At 40.2% G+C, this 15,534-nt stretch carries 19 protein-coding genes; 14 read left to right on the top strand and 5 right to left on the bottom strand.

Features of this window, described 5'->3' with window-relative positions; all coding sequences use genetic code 11:
* Both ABWO12_RS10490 and ABWO12_RS10485 read left to right on the top strand, forming a co-directional pair.
* Nucleotides 1–598 (top strand): response regulator transcription factor (locus ABWO12_RS10490; RefSeq protein ID WP_353088869.1); only part of this gene is annotated, 598 nt, incomplete at its 5' end.
* 33 nt (nt 599–631) lie between these two features.
* The gene (locus tag ABWO12_RS10485) at nt 632–1,672 is read left to right on the top strand and encodes a sensor histidine kinase (protein ID WP_353088868.1); all 1,041 of its coding nucleotides are present in this window, start codon (nt 632–634) and stop codon (nt 1,670–1,672) included.
* Here the strand turns inward: ABWO12_RS10485 and ABWO12_RS10480 are convergent.
* On the bottom strand, nt 1,655–2,734 hold the full coding sequence (locus tag ABWO12_RS10480) for a glycosyltransferase (RefSeq protein WP_353088867.1): 1,080 nt from the start codon (nt 2,732–2,734) through the stop codon (nt 1,655–1,657). The genes ABWO12_RS10485 and ABWO12_RS10480 overlap by 18 nt on opposite strands.
* A 42-nt stretch (nt 2,735–2,776) precedes the next feature.
* On the opposite strand from ABWO12_RS10480, the gene trmB reads away from it, so the two are divergent.
* From trmB to ABWO12_RS10465, 3 genes are read left to right on the top strand one after another with little or no spacing between them, the layout of a single operon-like run.
* On the top strand, nt 2,777–3,448 hold the full coding sequence (trmB, locus tag ABWO12_RS10475; protein ID WP_353088870.1) for a tRNA (guanosine(46)-N7)-methyltransferase TrmB: 672 nt from the start codon (nt 2,777–2,779) through the stop codon (nt 3,446–3,448).
* Between the two features lie 22 nt (nt 3,449–3,470).
* Nucleotides 3,471–4,097, top strand: coding sequence for a LysE family translocator (locus ABWO12_RS10470; protein ID WP_353088866.1), 627 nt, complete (start codon nt 3,471–3,473; stop codon nt 4,095–4,097).
* A 1-nt stretch (nt 4,098) separates the two neighbouring features.
* Entirely contained in the window at nt 4,099–4,449 is a 351-nt protein-coding gene (locus ABWO12_RS10465; protein ID WP_353088864.1) for an MGMT family protein, read from the top strand.
* Here ABWO12_RS10465 and ABWO12_RS10460 read toward each other — a convergent pair.
* Nucleotides 4,427–5,257, bottom strand: a complete 831-nt coding sequence (locus tag ABWO12_RS10460; RefSeq protein WP_073360983.1) for a UDP-2,3-diacylglucosamine diphosphatase — start codon at nt 5,255–5,257, stop codon at nt 4,427–4,429. The two genes, ABWO12_RS10465 and ABWO12_RS10460, sit on opposite strands and share 23 nt — an antisense overlap.
* Nucleotides 5,258–5,476: 219 nt before the next feature.
* On the opposite strand from ABWO12_RS10460, the gene ABWO12_RS10455 reads away from it, so the two are divergent.
* Together ABWO12_RS10455 and ABWO12_RS10450 are read left to right on the top strand one after the other, a co-directional pair.
* Entirely contained in the window at nt 5,477–6,589 is a 1,113-nt protein-coding gene (locus ABWO12_RS10455) for a DNA cytosine methyltransferase (RefSeq protein WP_353088862.1), read from the top strand.
* A gap of 4 nt (nt 6,590–6,593) precedes the next feature.
* On the top strand, nt 6,594–7,556 hold the full coding sequence (locus ABWO12_RS10450; RefSeq protein ID WP_353088860.1) for a restriction endonuclease PLD domain-containing protein: 963 nt from the start codon (nt 6,594–6,596) through the stop codon (nt 7,554–7,556).
* Here the strand turns inward: ABWO12_RS10450 and ABWO12_RS12305 are convergent.
* The gene (locus ABWO12_RS12305) at nt 7,519–7,665 is read right to left on the bottom strand and encodes a hypothetical protein (RefSeq protein WP_502902929.1); all 147 of its coding nucleotides are present in this window, start codon (nt 7,663–7,665) and stop codon (nt 7,519–7,521) included. The two genes, ABWO12_RS10450 and ABWO12_RS12305, sit on opposite strands and share 38 nt — an antisense overlap.
* Before the next feature lie 363 nt (nt 7,666–8,028).
* Here ABWO12_RS12305 and ABWO12_RS10440 point away from each other — a divergent pair, with 363 nt between their 5' ends.
* The 6 genes from ABWO12_RS10440 to ABWO12_RS10415 all read left to right on the top strand — a co-directional run bounded on the left by ABWO12_RS10440 (nt 8,029) and on the right by ABWO12_RS10415 (nt 11,717).
* Nucleotides 8,029–9,156, top strand: coding sequence for an Mrp/NBP35 family ATP-binding protein (locus ABWO12_RS10440; RefSeq protein ID WP_353088858.1), 1,128 nt, complete (start codon nt 8,029–8,031; stop codon nt 9,154–9,156).
* A 61-nt stretch (nt 9,157–9,217) separates the two neighbouring features.
* On the top strand, nt 9,218–9,457 hold the full coding sequence (locus tag ABWO12_RS10435; RefSeq protein ID WP_073360989.1) for a NifU family protein: 240 nt from the start codon (nt 9,218–9,220) through the stop codon (nt 9,455–9,457).
* 211 nt (nt 9,458–9,668) lie between these two features.
* A complete protein-coding gene (locus ABWO12_RS10430; protein ID WP_353088857.1) occupies nt 9,669–10,721 on the top strand; it encodes an NAD(P)/FAD-dependent oxidoreductase in 1,053 nt (350 codons plus the stop codon).
* Nucleotides 10,722–10,746: 25 nt separating this feature from the next.
* Entirely contained in the window at nt 10,747–10,944 is a 198-nt protein-coding gene (locus tag ABWO12_RS10425; RefSeq protein WP_353088856.1) for a hypothetical protein, read from the top strand.
* A complete protein-coding gene (locus ABWO12_RS10420) occupies nt 10,928–11,383 on the top strand; it encodes a DUF6036 family nucleotidyltransferase (protein ID WP_353088855.1) in 456 nt (151 codons plus the stop codon). The genes ABWO12_RS10425 and ABWO12_RS10420 overlap by 17 nt, the downstream gene beginning before the upstream one ends.
* Before the next feature lies 1 nt (nt 11,384).
* Nucleotides 11,385–11,717 carry a 2Fe-2S iron-sulfur cluster-binding family protein gene (locus tag ABWO12_RS10415; protein WP_353088853.1) on the top strand — a complete coding sequence of 111 codons (333 nt, stop codon included), beginning with the start codon at nt 11,385–11,387 and terminating at the stop codon, nt 11,715–11,717.
* On the opposite strand, the gene ABWO12_RS10410 is transcribed toward ABWO12_RS10415, so the two are convergent.
* Nucleotides 11,718–12,413 (bottom strand): SGNH/GDSL hydrolase family protein, encoded by a 696-nt coding sequence (locus ABWO12_RS10410; protein ID WP_353088852.1) that lies wholly within the window; start codon nt 12,411–12,413, stop codon nt 11,718–11,720. It lies immediately after the preceding gene.
* 11 nt (nt 12,414–12,424) lie between these two features.
* Nucleotides 12,425–13,207: a DUF3050 domain-containing protein gene (locus ABWO12_RS10405; RefSeq protein WP_353088851.1), complete on the bottom strand. Its 783-nt coding sequence runs from the start codon at nt 13,205–13,207 to the stop codon at nt 12,425–12,427.
* Nucleotides 13,208–13,435: 228 nt separating this feature from the next.
* Here ABWO12_RS10405 and ABWO12_RS10400 point away from each other — a divergent pair.
* Nucleotides 13,436–15,534: zinc-dependent metalloprotease (locus tag ABWO12_RS10400; protein WP_353088850.1), on the top strand; the 2,099-nt coding region annotated here is incomplete at its 3' end.

Raw genomic sequence — 15,534 nt, 5'->3', positions numbered from 1 at the left:
ATATAAAATTGTGACGGCAACAAACGGTAAAGAAGCGGTTGCAGCGGCCAAAAAAGAGCGTCCACACCTAATCATTATAGATGTCATGATGCCCGAAATGGACGGTATGGAGGCTTGTGAAAACATTCGTAAAATCCCTGAGCTTTCCAACACAATCATTACCTTTTTAACTGCACGAAGTGAAGATTATTCACAAGTGGCAGGTTTTGATGCGGGTGCCGATGATTATATTGCCAAGCCAATCAAACCCAAATTGTTAGTCAGTAAAGTGAAAGCCCTCCTTCGACGCTTGAAAGACGATACGGTTTCTAATGAAAACATCACCGTCGGTGGTATCGAAATCAACCGAGAAGAATATAAAATTATTCGAGATGGGGAAGAAATTATTTTACCGCGCAAGGAGTTTGAATTATTTTATCTTCTAGCCTCCAAACCAGGGAAGGTATTCAAACGCGAAGAAATTTTAGATAAAGTATGGGGTAATGAAGTAATTGTGGGCGGACGAACTATTGATGTACACATACGAAAATTACGAGAAAAAATTGGCGAGGATCTTTTCAAAACGATTAAAGGGGTAGGGTATAAATTTGAATTGTAATTTGTAAATTTACCTTTTTTAAGAATGAGATTCATGGGTTTAAAAGTTAAAAAAACCTACCGATTTGCAATTGTAACGTCGTTGTATATCACCCTATTTTTTACCTCTTTGCTGGTATTATATTTCTTGTTTAATGCTGATTTTTCATGGTTATTAATTCTTTTAGCCTCCTTCAGCGTTTTCTTCTTTTCTGTTTTTATAATTCAATACCGCTCGGAGTTATTTATCTACCAAAGAGTTAAGAAAATATACGATGACGTATCGCTACTCGATTCAGCGGTTTTAAGAAGTCAATTTATTACAACCGACATGGCTACACTCGAAAGAGAAGTTAAAAAGTATGCCATTAGTAAAAAAATTGAATTAGAAAACTTAAAGGTTCGCGAAGAATATAGACGTGAGTTCATGGGTAATGTGTCGCATGAACTGAAGACCCCCCTTTTTACCGTTCAAGGTTACATCGACACATTAATGGATGGTGTAAAAGATAAATCGCTACGAGAAAAATATTTGGAAAGAGCCCAAAAAGGTGTTGAGCGGTTAGTATACATCGTTCAAGATTTAGATATGATTTCTAAATTAGAAATGGGCGAAGTTAAATTACAATATACTAACTTTAACGTAGTCACGCTCGTTCAGAATGTTTTTGATATGCTTGAAATGCAAGCTGATAAAAAAAATATTATTCTGATGTTTGATTCAAAATATAGCAAGCCTATTCGTGTTCATGCTGATCAAGAAAAAGTACAACAGGTTTTGATCAATCTCGTTATGAACTCCATTAAATATGGTAAAGAGAATGGAACTACTGAAGTTGCTATTGAAGATTTTATCAAAAACAAAGTTATCATTAGAATAACCGATAATGGTGAAGGAATAGATGCAAGTAACCTATCCCGCATTTTTGAACGGTTTTACAGAGTTGATAAAAGTGGGTCCAGAAATGAAGGGGGGTCTGGTTTAGGACTTTCTATTGTAAAACATATTATTGAGCATCATAACGAAAAAATATATGTTGAAAGTAAACCTGGGAAGGGATCCGTTTTCTCATTTACTCTAGAAAAGGCTGAATAAATCTTTAGGGAGTTCTTCATTTCCTGCTTTTGGGAGTCCTTTGTAAAATGGAATGGTATCTAATTTTTCGTGTCTAAAATCTTTTTGACTGCATTGCGGTATTTTACCGTCTCTATGCAATCGTTTTGCTAAATATTCTTGTTCAAATTGCCCAGGTGTAGGGATAAAAAAGGCTTTCTTACCCAATTTCGCCAAATCCATAATCGTAGTATAGCCTGAGCGGCAAATTACAATCTTTGCCGAATTTAATATTTCTGTCAGTCCTTCGGAAGTGAGGTAATTGTAAATTGTAAAAGGAGGTTCAATTGTTTTTTTTATCGAGGATTCAACTACACCACGAATAAGTACAATTTCACCTTCTACGTGTTGCATTTCATGTCTAAGTTTTTCCTCCAACAAACTCCGCTGAGGTTCGGGACCCGATAATAAAATCAGATAATCAATAGTTTCCGGTACTTCTTTTTTAACTAAACGGCTCAACACACCAATATAACGTGTTGTAATAGGTAACTTTTCAGGATGCCCCAATTTTCCGGATAGATTGATCGCACCCTCCCAATCGGGCACCCAACATTCTTGAAATTTTTGAATAAAAAAACGGTGTAATCTGCTGGAAATCCAAGTGGTTTTTCCCGATAGTACGGTAAGTTGGTGGGTGATGATAACCGACGGAATCTTTTTGCTGTATACGCCCAATCGGTTGTCCGAAATAATGCCTGCCAGTTGATATTCGGCGATCCATTGGCGGACCAATTTCTTTTCTTCAAAAATGGCCGCAATTGTCTTGGGACTGTTTTTGAGTAATTTCCACTTAAAGTTTTTGGGATTCTTAGCGTAGGCAATGTGATACGAGGGTAATTCCAAATGCTGTAGATCGGGAAACTCCCGTTGTAACAACGCCAAGGCCGCACCATCACTCGCAATAATAGGCTGAAAGCCTTCGGCAAGCAACTGTCGAATAATCGGGATGCAACGCGTAGCATGGCCCAATCCCCAGTTCAACGGCGCCACCAATATGTTTTTTCGGGTTTCCACAGTAGCAAAAATAAAATAATTTGTCATGCGGTGGATTTCCTTAATTTTGCCAAAACATTAAGAAATCACGTGGGCAGTAAAAATAAATTAAAACGATTCAGCGAAAACGCCAATTTTACCAATGTTATCCAACCCACCCGGGAGGAGGTTGTTGAAGGACGATTTCCCCAGCGCGGTATGTGGCGATCCTTTTTTAATAACGACAATCCCGTTGTGGTCGAATTGGGTTGTGGCAAAGGCGAATATACCGTAGGCTTGGCCCAACGCAATCCCAATATTAACTACATAGGAATAGATATCAAAGGCGCTCGATTTTGGCGCGGTGCGAAAACAGCTGCCGAACAAGGGTTGACCAATGTAGCTTTTGTACGCACTCAAATCGAATTAGTTGATTTTATTTTTGCCGAAAATGAGGTCGATGAAATTTGGATTACTTTCCCCGACCCGCAAATCAAATACAAGCGTACCAAACACCGCATGACCAATGCCGATTTTTTAAACCGGTACCAAAAAATCCTGAAGCCCGATGGATTGATGCATTTGAAAACCGATAGTGAATTTATGCACGGGTATACTTTGGGCCTTTTACACGGACTGGGTCACGAAGTAGTGTATGCCAACCATAACATTTACCACAACTTAGGCGCTCCCGAAGAAGTTACCGAAATAAAAACATTTTACGAGCAACAATATTTGGAAATCAACAAAGCGATTACGTATATTCGTTTCAAAATCAAGTAGTTTTCCGTTAACCCACGGTTTTATGACAGTATTCATCCCTTTTTTCACGGGATTGATTGCGGCTATCTTAGGGGTACTTCCCCCGGGGCTCATCAATATGACCGTTGCCAAAGTTCGTTTAACCGATGGAATCAAGCGTGCGTTGATTTTTGTTTCAGGCGCTTTGTTGGTTATTGCGGTTCAAACCTATGTTTCTGTTGTTTTTGCACGCTACATCAGTCAGCACGACGAAGTGGTAGCCACCTTGCGCACGATTGGATTGGTCGTTTTTGGCGTACTTACTTTATATTTTTTCTTTTGGGCCAAAAAACCAACTTTGGCAGGCAGCGATCGTATTCAGTTAAAAAGCAAACGCAGTCGTTTTTTTATGGGAATGCTTATCTCCGCCTTAAATCTTTTGCCCATTCCGTACTATGTGGTGATCAGTGTTACCCTTGCGTCGTATGGTTATTTTGATTTTTCACTGGCACAAGAACTCAGCTTGGTCGCTGGTGTAACTTCAGGCTCTTTTTTGGTGTTTTATCTTTACATCGTGTTTATTAGTCATTTAAAGTCCAAAACCGATTGGGTGCTGCGCTATATGAACCGTATTATGGGCACCATAACTGGGTTGGTGGCTTTATTGACGTTGTGGAATTTATTGCGTTAGTATGAAATCGTCTCCTAAAACGGCTTCTTTTTTTGAACGGGTGTATGCCGTGGTGCGTCAAATTCCCGAAGGACGCGTTACTTCGTATGGAGCTATCGCCAAAGCTTTGGGCGCCGCGCGTTCGGCACGAATGGTAGGATGGGCTATGAATGCCAGTCACGGATTGGACGATGTTCCCGCCCATCGCGTAGTCAATCGCAGTGGGTTACTTACGGGGAAGCATCATTTTGCGGGAAGCCACTTGATGCAACAACTGTTGGAGCAAGAAGGGATTCGTGTGGAAAACGATCAAATTGTCGATTTTAAAGTCCATTTTTGGAATCCCGAAATCAATTCCGAATCAATTCCATAAACTGCTCGATAAGTTGGTTTTCATAGTCAAAATTAACTTCCTCTTCCCAAGTCATCTGCGAAGGATAGTCGGTTTTATGGTGGTAAATTTTCCAGCGTTTGTTATGGTATTCCAGGGCGGTTAAGTTTTCAATCCAATCGCCCGAGTTGAGGTACAATGTCGTTCCTTTTTTGGTAGTTATCGATTCGATTTTGGGCTCATGGATATGCCCACAAACCACATAGTCGTAGCCGTTTTCAATGGCAATTTCGGCGCAAAGGGTTTCAAAATTGGAGATAAATTTCACCGCCGATTTCACACTTGCTTTGATTTTTTTGGAGAGCGAATAGGGTTCTTTCCCCATTTTTTGCAGTCCCCAATTGATCATACGGTTGAGTAAAATCATGATGTCATAGCCCCAACCGCCGAGTTTGGCCAACCATTTGGCGTGGGTGATCGAAGCGTCAAACACATCGCCATGAAAGAGCCATGCTTTTTTACCGTCCAAGGTTAGCGTTAGTTTGTTGAGCAACGAAAAATTGCCCAAATGCACGTCGGTAAATTTGCGTAAGAGTTCGTCGTGATTACCTGTCAAATAATACACTCGGGTTCCTTTAGCGCTTAGGCCAATGATTTTTTTGAGCACTTTTTGGTGGGCCGGCGGAAAATACGATTTTCGAAATTGCCAAATATCGATAATGTCACCATTCAAAATTAAGGTTTTGGGTTTGATGGAATTGAGGTATTCCAAGATTTCATTGGCGTGGCAGCCATAGGTTCCCAAATGCAGGTCGGAGATCACGACCAATTCTACTTTACGCTTTTTCATGGGATAATGTTTTCACAAAGGAATAGCATAGGTGTTGTGTTTATATAACTTTTAGATTATTAAAAAGTAAATATTTTATTTAATTAGGTTAGAAAAGCATATTTGGTATATGGTTGTTATTTAACTAACGACTAAAACTAACATTTTAATTGTTGATAATTAAAATAGTAATCTCTCAGCTTCATGGAATCAATTAAATAATTTTGAAAAAAAAATAAAATGAATTTTAGATTAGGGGAATTATTTTGTGGTCCTGGTGGAATTGCACTTGGAGCTAGACAAGCTTCTTTTGTTCACAATGGAGAGTTATTTTCAATTAGTCATGAATGGGCTAATGATTATGAAAAAGATACATGTGAAACTTTCATAAAAAATATTTGTCCAAATAAGCCTTCATCAGTTATTTGTCAAGATGTAAGAAAACTTGATATTGAAAGTCTATCTCAGATTGATGGCTTGGCATTTGGATTTCCCTGTAATGATTTTTCAATTGTAGGACAACAAAAAGGTTTTGATGGTAATTATGGTCCACTTTACAGTTATGGTGTTAAAGCACTTACAAAATTTCAACCTAGTTGGTTTTTAGCAGAAAATGTGGGAGGATTGAGGAATTCTAATGATGGTAATGCATTTCAAACTATAATTGATGAATTGATATCATGTGGATATGATGTTGTAGCTAACTTATATAAGTTTGAAAACTATGAGGTTCCTCAAGCAAGACATAGAATAATTATTGTTGGAATAAGAAAAGATTTAGGGTTAACATTTAAAGTGCCAATAATTAAAAATCCAAAAATAATTACCTCTAGAGATGCAATTGAAACACCACCAATTCCAGAAAACGCACCGAATAATGAGTTAACCAAACAATCACTAAATGTTGTAGAGAGGCTTAAGCATATTAAACCAGGCGAAAATGCATTCACAGCAAAATTACCTGAATCACTTAAGTTAAATGTAAAAGGAGCACAGATAAGTCAAATATATAAAAGACTTGACCCAAATAAACCAGCATATACTGTAACAGGAAGTGGCGGAGGTGGTACTCATATTTATCATTGGGAGCAAAATAGAGCATTAACAAATCGGGAAAGAGCTAGACTACAGACTTTTCCAGATAATTATGTTTTTTGTGGCTCTAAAGAAAGTGTTAGAAAACAAATTGGTATGGCTGTTCCACCTAAAGGAGTAAAAATAATTTTTGAAGCTATATTAAAAACGTTTGCTGGAATAGCATATGATAATGTTGCACCAAACATTGAGATAAAAAATCGAGACTTGTTTGGAAAGATGATTCTTGAGCCTTCTGAAGAATATATAACTAATTGATAATATGATTATTGAAGATTTATTTCCCAAAGCATTGATCGAGCCAAAGTTTAATGCTAACAAATTGTACATTGTAAGTGGTTATGCTTCAGCAACTTTCGCTAGAAGGCATATAATTGATTTATTACAAATAAATAATGACTTTGAAATAAATTTAATTATTGGAATGCCAACAGGTAAAAGTGATCATCTTGCATTTGTTTCATTGCATAGTGAGTTTAGAAATAACTTTAAAGGATATTATTACAAAAGTGGTGTTCCAGTCCATTGTAAAGTCTATTCTTGGTATAAAGATGAAGTGCCTTTTGTTGGATATACAGGGTCAGCAAATTACAGTCAATATGGTTTTTTTAATCATTTACAAGTTAATCAACTTAATGAGGATAATCCTGAAGAAATTAAGAATTTATATTATAAACTTTTAGGAGAAAGTGTTTTTATACCTGATCATGAAGTGGTAATGCCAAAAAGTCACATTATTCCCTTTGAAGCTAGTATTGCCCCGGGAACGATTTTATGGCAAGTTCCTAATGTTAGGGTTAAGATAAGTTTTTTGACACATAAAAATGAATTGCCACAAGTTTCAGGTTTAAATTGGGGGCAAAGAGAATCAAAAAGTACAAACAAAAATACAGGTAAAGTCACTTGGAGTAAAAGAGAGCCAAATCAAGCGTATTTAAGTTTGCGAAAAGGTGCCAGAGTTGAAGGTTTTTTACCTGAAATTGGATATACATTCTCCTTGATTACAGACGATGGACATTCTTTTGACTGTGTTGTTGCTCAAGAAGGTAGGAAAGCTATACATTCTACAAATGATAATAGTGAACTTGGTAGATACATAAGGAATAGGATTGGAGTTCCTTTAGGACAACTTGTAACAGTTGAAGATTTGGAAAGGTATGGTCGAACCGATTATACAATTGAAAAGATTAATGAAGAAACTTTTCTATTTGATTTATCACTATAGCCTTATCTGTATTTTTATATAAAAATCCCAAGATTTCATTGGCGTGGCAGCCATAGGTTCCCAAATGCAGGTCGGAGATCACGACCAATTCTACTTTACGCTTTTTCATGGGATAATGTTTTCACAAAGGAATAGCATAGGTGTTGTGTGAGCGTAAGCTTGACTTTATGAAAAGGTAAAGGTATTGCCGTGAAGAAAGATTTTCTGTAAGGATTTCTTAACGTGCTCGCTAGGCCTGACCGTCGTGGATATCCTGCCGGCGGGAGGGCGCTTTATCCGACTGCCGGCCGATAGCAACAAAGGGCAGGAGCAGGGTGGTAAAAACCTTGGGGGTGCTTCCTTCTAATCCGACTAAAAACAAGGAAGTAAGCGCAAATTTGTCGTTTTTTTCCGCAAAACATTTTGAAAGCTTTAACGGTCGTTTCTTTGTATTTCCTTGTATCTTTGCAATCTAAAATCAGTCTTAATAAAAATGAAGTTAGAACGCAAAGCAATTCTTCAAGCGCTTGAAACCATTACGGTGGCGGGTGAAGGAAAAAATATGGTAGAGAGCGGCGCTGTAAAAAATGTGGTTACGTTTGGCAACGAAGTTGTGGTCGATTTGGTGTTGAAAACGCCTGCCATGCACATTAAAAAACGCGCAGAAGACGATATTCGCAAATTGATTCACGAGCAGTTTTCTCCCGAGGCTGAAGTGAAAGTTAATATCAAAGTAGAAGTCCCCGAGAAAAATGAAATCAAAGGGCAACCCATACCGGGCATCAGTAATATCATTGCCGTAGCCTCTGGAAAAGGAGGCGTTGGGAAGTCAACCACCACAGCCAATTTGGCGGTAACCTTGGCCAAAATGGGCTTCAAAGTCGGCGTTTTGGATGCCGATATTTACGGTCCTTCGATGCCGATTATGTTTGACGTAGAAACCGAAAAACCGTTGTCGATTGAAGTCGATGGCAAGTCGAAAATGAAACCGATTGAGAGTTACGAAATCAAGTTGCTTTCCATCGGATTCTTCACGGCGCCCGGTCAAGCGGTTATTTGGCGTGGCCCGATGGCAGCCAAAGCGTTGAATCAAATGATTTTTGATGCGGCGTGGGGGGATTTGGACTTTATGCTGATCGATTTGCCGCCGGGTACAGGCGACATTCATTTGTCGATTATGCAGTCGTTGCCCGTCACAGGAGCCGTGGTGGTGAGTACGCCGCAACCTGTAGCCTTGGCCGATGCGCGCAAAGGGGTGGCCATGTTCCAATCGGAAGCCATCAACGTACCGGTACTCGGAATCATCGAAAACATGGCGTATTTCACGCCCGAAGAATTGCCCAACAACAAATACTATATTTTTGGAAAAGAAGGCGCGAAGCATTTGGCCGAAGACCTTCAGGTGCCGTTTTTGGGGGAAGTGCCGTTGGTACAAAGCATCCGTGAGGCGGGCGATTTCGGTCGACCAGCTGCCTTGCAAACGGCCTCTCCGCTGGAACAAGTATACGAAGCCATTGCGCGTAATGTAGTGGCCGAAGTGGTGCAGCGCAACGAACATTTGCCTCCTACCGAAGCGATCAAAATTACTACGATGGCAGGCTGTTCGGCGGTTAAGAAATAAATTAATTCATCATGCCTAGCGCGGTGCCTGCCGAACTGGGATTTTATACTTTTTTGAGAACATGAGTCAGGATCAATTAATTGAAAATATTGAGAAAGCCCTCGAGGAAATTCGTCCGTTTTTGAATTCCGATGGCGGCGATATTACCTTGGTTTCGGTGGAAGATGACAAACACGTGAAAGTCCGCTTTGAAGGCGCTTGCACAGGTTGTAGTGTCAATCAAATGACGCTCAAAGCAGGGGTCGAAACGACCATCAAACGCTATGCTCCTCAAATTGAAACTGTAGAAAACGTTTCCTAAAGTGTAGGTTGGGGCGCGTCCCTCGAGGCCAACACGGGATGTATCCATCGCGTGTGTCAATCCTCGGGGTCGGGCTTTTGGCACTCGCGTCCTAACGGCGCGCTCAAACAAAGCCGCAATCCCTCGCGCAACCCCTGCTGCCGATGACATTTATCATAGATTAGAAAATACGGTTCGCGATTTTTGTGCCGTATTTCAAACCCAAAACACGATGATTACAACTGATATTCTAATTATAGGCGCGGGCCCCACCGGATTATTTGCGGTGTTTGAAGCGGGTTTGCTTCAAATGAAATGCCACTTGATCGATGCCTTACCCCAACCGGGCGGGCAGTTGGCCGAACTCTATCCGAAGAAGCCCATTTTTGACATTCCCGGATTTCCCGAAGTGATGGCCGGCGATTTGGTCAACAACCTGATGGAGCAAATCAAACAGTTTCAACCCGGATTTACCTTAGGAGAAACGGCCGAAACAATCGATAAATGCGACGATGGAACGTTTATCGTGACGACCAATAAAGGAACCAAGCACCACGCCAAAGCCGTAGCGATTGCTGGAGGCTTAGGTACGTTTGAACCCCGAAAACCCTTGATCGACAACATTGCTACGTATGAAGAAAAAGGGGTGGAATACTTTGTAAAAGATCCCGAATTGTTTCGCGACAAACGCATCGTGATTGCGGGCGGTGGCGACTCGGCACTGGATTGGAGTATCTTCTTGTCGAATGTAGCGCGTGAAGTGACTTTGGTTCACCGTCGTAACGAATTCCGTGGCGCTTTGGATTCGGTGGAAAAAGTACAAGAACTCAAAAAATTAGGCAAAATCACCTTAATCACTCCCGCCGAAATAACCGCCATCGAAGGCGAGGGGCATGTAGAGCGTTTGACGCTAGATTGCAATGGCGCACAGCAAATTCTCGAGACCGATTATTTTATCCCGTTGTTTGGGTTAACTCCCAAATTGGGTGCTATCGCCAACTGGGGCTTAGAAATCGAGAAAAATGCGATTAAAGTCAACAATGCCTTAGATTACCAAACAAATATTGAAGGAATTTATGCGATTGGCGATGTCAATACTTATCCCGGTAAGTTGAAGCTCATTTTGTGTGGTTTCCATGAGGCTACCTTAATGTGTCAAAGTGTCTACAATCGGTTGAACCCAGGCAAACGTTACGTGTTGAAATACACCACTGTTTCGGGTGTCGACGGATTTGACGGTACGCGTAAAGAAGCCGAAAAAGCGGTGGTAAAATCTATTGAATAATTTCTATATTTAACCTATGGAAAACATGAAAATGGATAGAACTAGGGTTACAAAGTCTTCTTTTAAAGAAGCAGACAATCATGTCAATTTTTATGATGATAAAACGCCGAGAGAGAGGCTTGAGGCAGCTTACTACATTATAAAGCATGTTTTTCAAATTGACGAAAATTATAAAATGGATAAAACGATAACCTACACAAGAAAACATGCCAAATCTGTTTAATCCTGATTTTTTAGAATTTTTAAAACTATTAGATAAGCACAAGGTTAGCTATTTATTGGTGGGAGGATATGCGGTTATTCTTCATGGCTATGTAAGAAGTACAGGTGATTTAGACCTATGGATAAATAAGTCACCCGATAATTATGATAAACTTAAAAAAGTGTATTTTGAGTTCGGTGCTCCAATTTTCCCTTTTGAAGAATTCCTAAATGATAAATTTGATGTTTGGGGAATTGGAGCTGAGCCATCGAAAATAGAGGTTTTAACTCATGTTGATGGGTTAACTTTTGAAGATAGTTATCAAAATTGTGTTTATTGTGATTTAAATACCTTTAAAGTTCCTTATATAGACTTGGAAGATTTAATTAAAAACAAGACAGCTTCAGGACGATATAAAGACTTAGCGGATATTGAACAATTAAAGAAGAAAAAGGAATAAAATGCCTCAAGACATTACCATAAAAATCATTGATCGTGACGGAATACCTCACGAAGTGCAAGCCCCCACAGACATGAACATGAATGTCATGGAGTTGGTGCGGGCGTATGAATTGGCCCCCGAAGGAACCATAGGCGTTTGCGGCGGGATGGCCATGTGTGCCTCCTGTCAGTGTTATGTCTTGAACGAAATAGAATTACCCGAAAAAAATCCCGATGAAGAGGCTATGTTGTGGGAAGCCTACAACGTCAAAGACAACAGCCGATTGGGTTGTCAAATTCACATTACGCCCGAAATGGATGGTTTGGCTATTGAATTGGCCCCCTATGCTTAGTTACAATCCAAGTTTAGGTAAAACTACAGGCAACAATCGCTCTACAAATCGCGTATAGGCTAAGGTGGAGGGATGAAGGCCGTCTTGTGCGACCAATGCTGGTTGCTGCAACCCGAGCTGGGTGATATCGGTAATATATACAAAACTTACTTGTTGGCTCGCACAATAATCGGAAGCAAACTGGTTGTAGGTTTGCAGTGCCGCCGAAATCGAGGTATTCCCGTTGCCAAATGGGGTAAACGCATAATCGGGAATCGAGAGAACCACTACCTTATTTCGATCGCCTCCTGCTTTTTCAATCGCTTTTTGAACCAATTCAGGGAAATCATTTTCATAAAAACTAAACGGCATGTTTTGGTATTGATTGTTCACCCCAATCAAAAGGGTGACCAAGTCGAACGTATTGGGCGGATTGGTTTGATTGATGGCATTTTTGAGTTGCGGGGTGGTCCAACCTGTTTGGGCAATGATTTGCACCTCTGAAAGTCCGTTACCGCGTCGGACATTGATGCTATCGCGAAGTTGTGTTGGGAAATTGCAGGTGCTACAAACCGATTCGCCTTTGGTGTAACTATCACCCAACGCCAGAATTTTGAGCACACGCGTATCGGGCTGAGTGTTCACCTCTTTCTCGGAAGAACAGCTCACCAATATAATAAGTAAGACTACGAAACTCCATCTACCCCATTGTTTCATGAGCTGTAATTTTAAACGCAACTTGCCTTTTCTGTCACCATCTCTTCAATCGCATCCCATAATCCAAGGCGTTTTTCCAAGGCTTGTTGGGAAACTTCGAGCACTTCATTCCATTTGGTTGTGCTGTCTCCACAAAGTTCTGTAATCATTTGTATAGCCATCGGACCGTGCTCATCGCCATCCAATTCGATATGACGTTCAAAGTAATAAATCAGCTTTGACAAATCGGTTTGCGGGAAATTTTGCTGGAAGTTCTTTAAAATCTCGGTAAACATCGTCGGAATCAAATCTTCTCTCCCAAAAGTAAAAGCAGCTGCAATTTTATGCGCCTTCCCTTCTTCAATGACCCGAAAGGTGAAGTCTAAAAATGCGCGTACCTTCGGATGCACTTCCGCATGTTTGATGGAAACAAATATGTTTTGTGTTTTTTGAATATCCTCCAAAAAGCGTTGTATCGCTAGCGCATTGGATCCACATTGGTTCATAGCGTCCAAGTACATCTCAAAATGACTTTGCCGTTTCCCATCCATCGCAAGGTCTGTTTCTTCAGCCACTACAATTACATTAATCAAATAGCGCACTTCTGGATTGCCTACAGGTAACCATGGCGTTGTGGTGCAGGTAAGTTGCTGTTGCAACGCCTTTAACAACGACATAAAATCCCAAACCGCATAGACATGGTGTTCTAAGAAACAGTGTAAATCGTCAAGGGTTCGAATTTTATAGTAAAGCGGATGCAGTAGCAATCGGTCTTTCAACGGTTGAAGAACATTGTTTATGTCTGAAATTTGCATAGTATTTTTTTTGTAAAAATAAAAATGCTTCTCAAATACAAGAAGTATTTTATATCAATTTTATTTATTGTTTGATTTTTTTTGAAAGGTAATTTCTACTCTTTTGAGATTCTTTCCAAAGCGTAGGCATAAATAAAGAATTTTCTCTAAACATAAGATGTTAATTTTATTTTAAAGCAAAGCATTGTTAGTTCTTAATTGTATTTTTAACCAACTAAACTCACAAACATGAATAACCAATCTCTAAAAGTTTTTGTATTGCTTTTACTTTTTTTCAGTATTGAAACTAACGCCCAGAAAAAAGATAAAAATACTCCTCCACCCGCGCAAGAAGCCAAGAAACCCGAGGGCAAGAAAGAGCCAAAACCCTACAAAAAAGTAATCGATTCAACGGCCATCACTCAAAAAGGCTTGATTGATGTACATAAAGTTGCAGATAAATACTTGTTTCAAATTCCGAATTCCCTTATCGGAAAAGAAATTATGACCACCACACGGTATTCCAAAACACCCGCTGGAGGTGGAATTTTTGGAGGGGAAGAAGTAAATCGACAGGTAGTTCGTTTTGAAAAAGGGTTAAACAACACCATCATTTTGCGTTCCATCACCTATGTGATCATGGCCAAAGAGGAAGATAAACCCATCACCCAATCGGTGAGAAACTCCAGCGCCGATCCTATTATTGGGATTTATGACATTTTAGCCTATAAAAAAGACGAAGCAGGCAAAGAAAATGTGGCCAGTGTAATTGACATGACCCCCACTTTTGAAGCCGATGTGCAAACCTTTTCCTTGGACCCTATCAAAAAACAATTGTTAAGCATCCAAGCGTTTCAAAAAGATAAATCGTTCATTCAATATGTAAAAAGTTTCCCCATCAATACCGAAATCAGAACGACGAAAACGTTTACCACGGTAGCACCTCAAATCTCTAGAACTCCCGCTCCAAAAATTGGAGTTGATTTACCTGCAGGGTTAGATGCCGGGGTGGTAACTATGGAATTGAACACTTCTTTTATTTTATTGCCCGAAAAACCCATGCGCAAGCGTACTTTTGATAAACGGGTAGGGTATTTTGCCAACCGATACAGTGTTTTTGAAGAAGAATCACATAAAGCTGATACCGATATTTTTGCAGTTCGCTGGCGCTTGGAACCCAAAAATGAAGAAGACGCACAAAAGCAAAAACGAGGCGAGCTGATCGAACCGCTTAAGCCTATTGTCTATTATATCGATCCGGCAACCCCTGATAAGTGGAAACCCTTCATTAAGCAAGGGATTGACGATTGGCAAGTGGCCTTTGAAGGCGCAGGGTGGAAAAACGCTATTCGCGGAGAATATTGGCCCGAAAACGACCCGACCATGAGTTTGGAAGACGCACGGTTTTCGGTATTGCGCTACTTTGCTGCCGATATCCAAAATGCCTACGGTCCGAACGTGCACGACCCGAGAACAGGGGAAATTATGGAAAGTCATATCGGTTGGTACCATAATATTATGAGCTTGTTGCGGGATTGGTATCTCATTCAAACCGCGGCAGTCGACCCGAAAGCAAGAAATAAAAAATTTGACGATCAGTTAATGGGCGAACTCATTCGTTTTGTAGCCGCTCACGAAGTGGGACATACGCTTGGTTTACGACATAATATGGGAGCAAGTAATGCTACACCGGTGGAAATGTTGAGAAATCCCGAATACCAAAAGAAAAACGGACACACTTCTTCCATTATGGATTATGCTCGATTTAATTACGTGGCGCAACCCGGCGATGGGGTTACCGATTTATTCCCGCGCATTGGCGATTATGATAAATGGGCCATCAAATGGGGATATTCCTATTTTGCAGATGCGAAATCAGAAGAGGATGAAAAAGCCTTGCTCAATGAAATGACCAAAGAAGCCTACAAAAATCGCCGACTTTGGTTTGGTACCGAAAGCAGTCCTTTTGACCCGCGTTATCAAACAGAAGATTTAGGCGATAATGCCATGAAAGCCTCCGAATATGGGATTAAAAATCTAAAATATATTTTACCGAATCTTATCGAATGGAGTAAAGAAAAAGGCGAAGATTATTCCGAATTGGAAGACATGTACACCGCTTTGGTAGGCCAGTTCAGACGCTACATGGGTCATGTGACGAAAAATGTGGGTGGAATTTATGAAACGCCAAAAACCTACGACATGCAGGGCAACGAATACGAAACGGTGCCGTCAAGCATTCAAAATGAAGCGGTAGACTTTTTGAATAAGCAATTGTTTAAAACACCTACTTGGTTGTTGGATCAAAATATCTTGGCAAAAATTTATCCCGATAAAGGAGTCGAACT

Origin of the sequence: Flavobacterium sp. (genome assembly GCF_040379285.1) — a bacterium.
Classification (GTDB): Bacteria; Bacteroidota; Bacteroidia; order Flavobacteriales; family Flavobacteriaceae; genus Flavobacterium.
Note: the sequence above shows the minus strand (reverse complement) of the source record. Positions and strands in the feature narration are given on the sequence as shown.

Bases quoted from the DNA above. Each gene is read 5' to 3' on its own strand.
- ABWO12_RS10485 (WP_353088868.1), top strand. From the start codon at position 632: ATGGGTTTAAAAGTTAAAAAAACCTACCGATTTGCAATTGTAACGTCG.
- ABWO12_RS10480 (WP_353088867.1), bottom strand. From the start codon at position 2,734: ATGACAAATTATTTTATTTTTGCTACTGTGGAAACCCGAAAAAACATA.
- ABWO12_RS10470 (WP_353088866.1), top strand. From the start codon at position 3,471: ATGACAGTATTCATCCCTTTTTTCACGGGATTGATTGCGGCTATCTTA.
- ABWO12_RS10465 (WP_353088864.1), top strand. From the start codon at position 4,099: ATGAAATCGTCTCCTAAAACGGCTTCTTTTTTTGAACGGGTGTATGCC.
- ABWO12_RS10460 (WP_073360983.1), bottom strand. From the start codon at position 5,257: ATGAAAAAGCGTAAAGTAGAATTGGTCGTGATCTCCGACCTGCATTTG.
- ABWO12_RS10455 (WP_353088862.1), top strand. From the start codon at position 5,477: ATGAATTTTAGATTAGGGGAATTATTTTGTGGTCCTGGTGGAATTGCA.
- ABWO12_RS10450 (WP_353088860.1), top strand. From the start codon at position 6,594: ATGATTATTGAAGATTTATTTCCCAAAGCATTGATCGAGCCAAAGTTT.
- ABWO12_RS12305 (WP_502902929.1), bottom strand. From the start codon at position 7,665: ATGAAAAAGCGTAAAGTAGAATTGGTCGTGATCTCCGACCTGCATTTG.
- ABWO12_RS10440 (WP_353088858.1), top strand. From the start codon at position 8,029: ATGAAGTTAGAACGCAAAGCAATTCTTCAAGCGCTTGAAACCATTACG.
- ABWO12_RS10435 (WP_073360989.1), top strand. From the start codon at position 9,218: ATGAGTCAGGATCAATTAATTGAAAATATTGAGAAAGCCCTCGAGGAA.
- ABWO12_RS10430 (WP_353088857.1), top strand. From the start codon at position 9,669: ATGATTACAACTGATATTCTAATTATAGGCGCGGGCCCCACCGGATTA.
- ABWO12_RS10425 (WP_353088856.1), top strand. From the start codon at position 10,747: ATGAAAATGGATAGAACTAGGGTTACAAAGTCTTCTTTTAAAGAAGCA.
- ABWO12_RS10420 (WP_353088855.1), top strand. From the start codon at position 10,928: ATGCCAAATCTGTTTAATCCTGATTTTTTAGAATTTTTAAAACTATTA.
- ABWO12_RS10415 (WP_353088853.1), top strand. From the start codon at position 11,385: ATGCCTCAAGACATTACCATAAAAATCATTGATCGTGACGGAATACCT.
- ABWO12_RS10410 (WP_353088852.1), bottom strand. From the start codon at position 12,413: ATGAAACAATGGGGTAGATGGAGTTTCGTAGTCTTACTTATTATATTG.
- ABWO12_RS10405 (WP_353088851.1), bottom strand. From the start codon at position 13,207: ATGCAAATTTCAGACATAAACAATGTTCTTCAACCGTTGAAAGACCGA.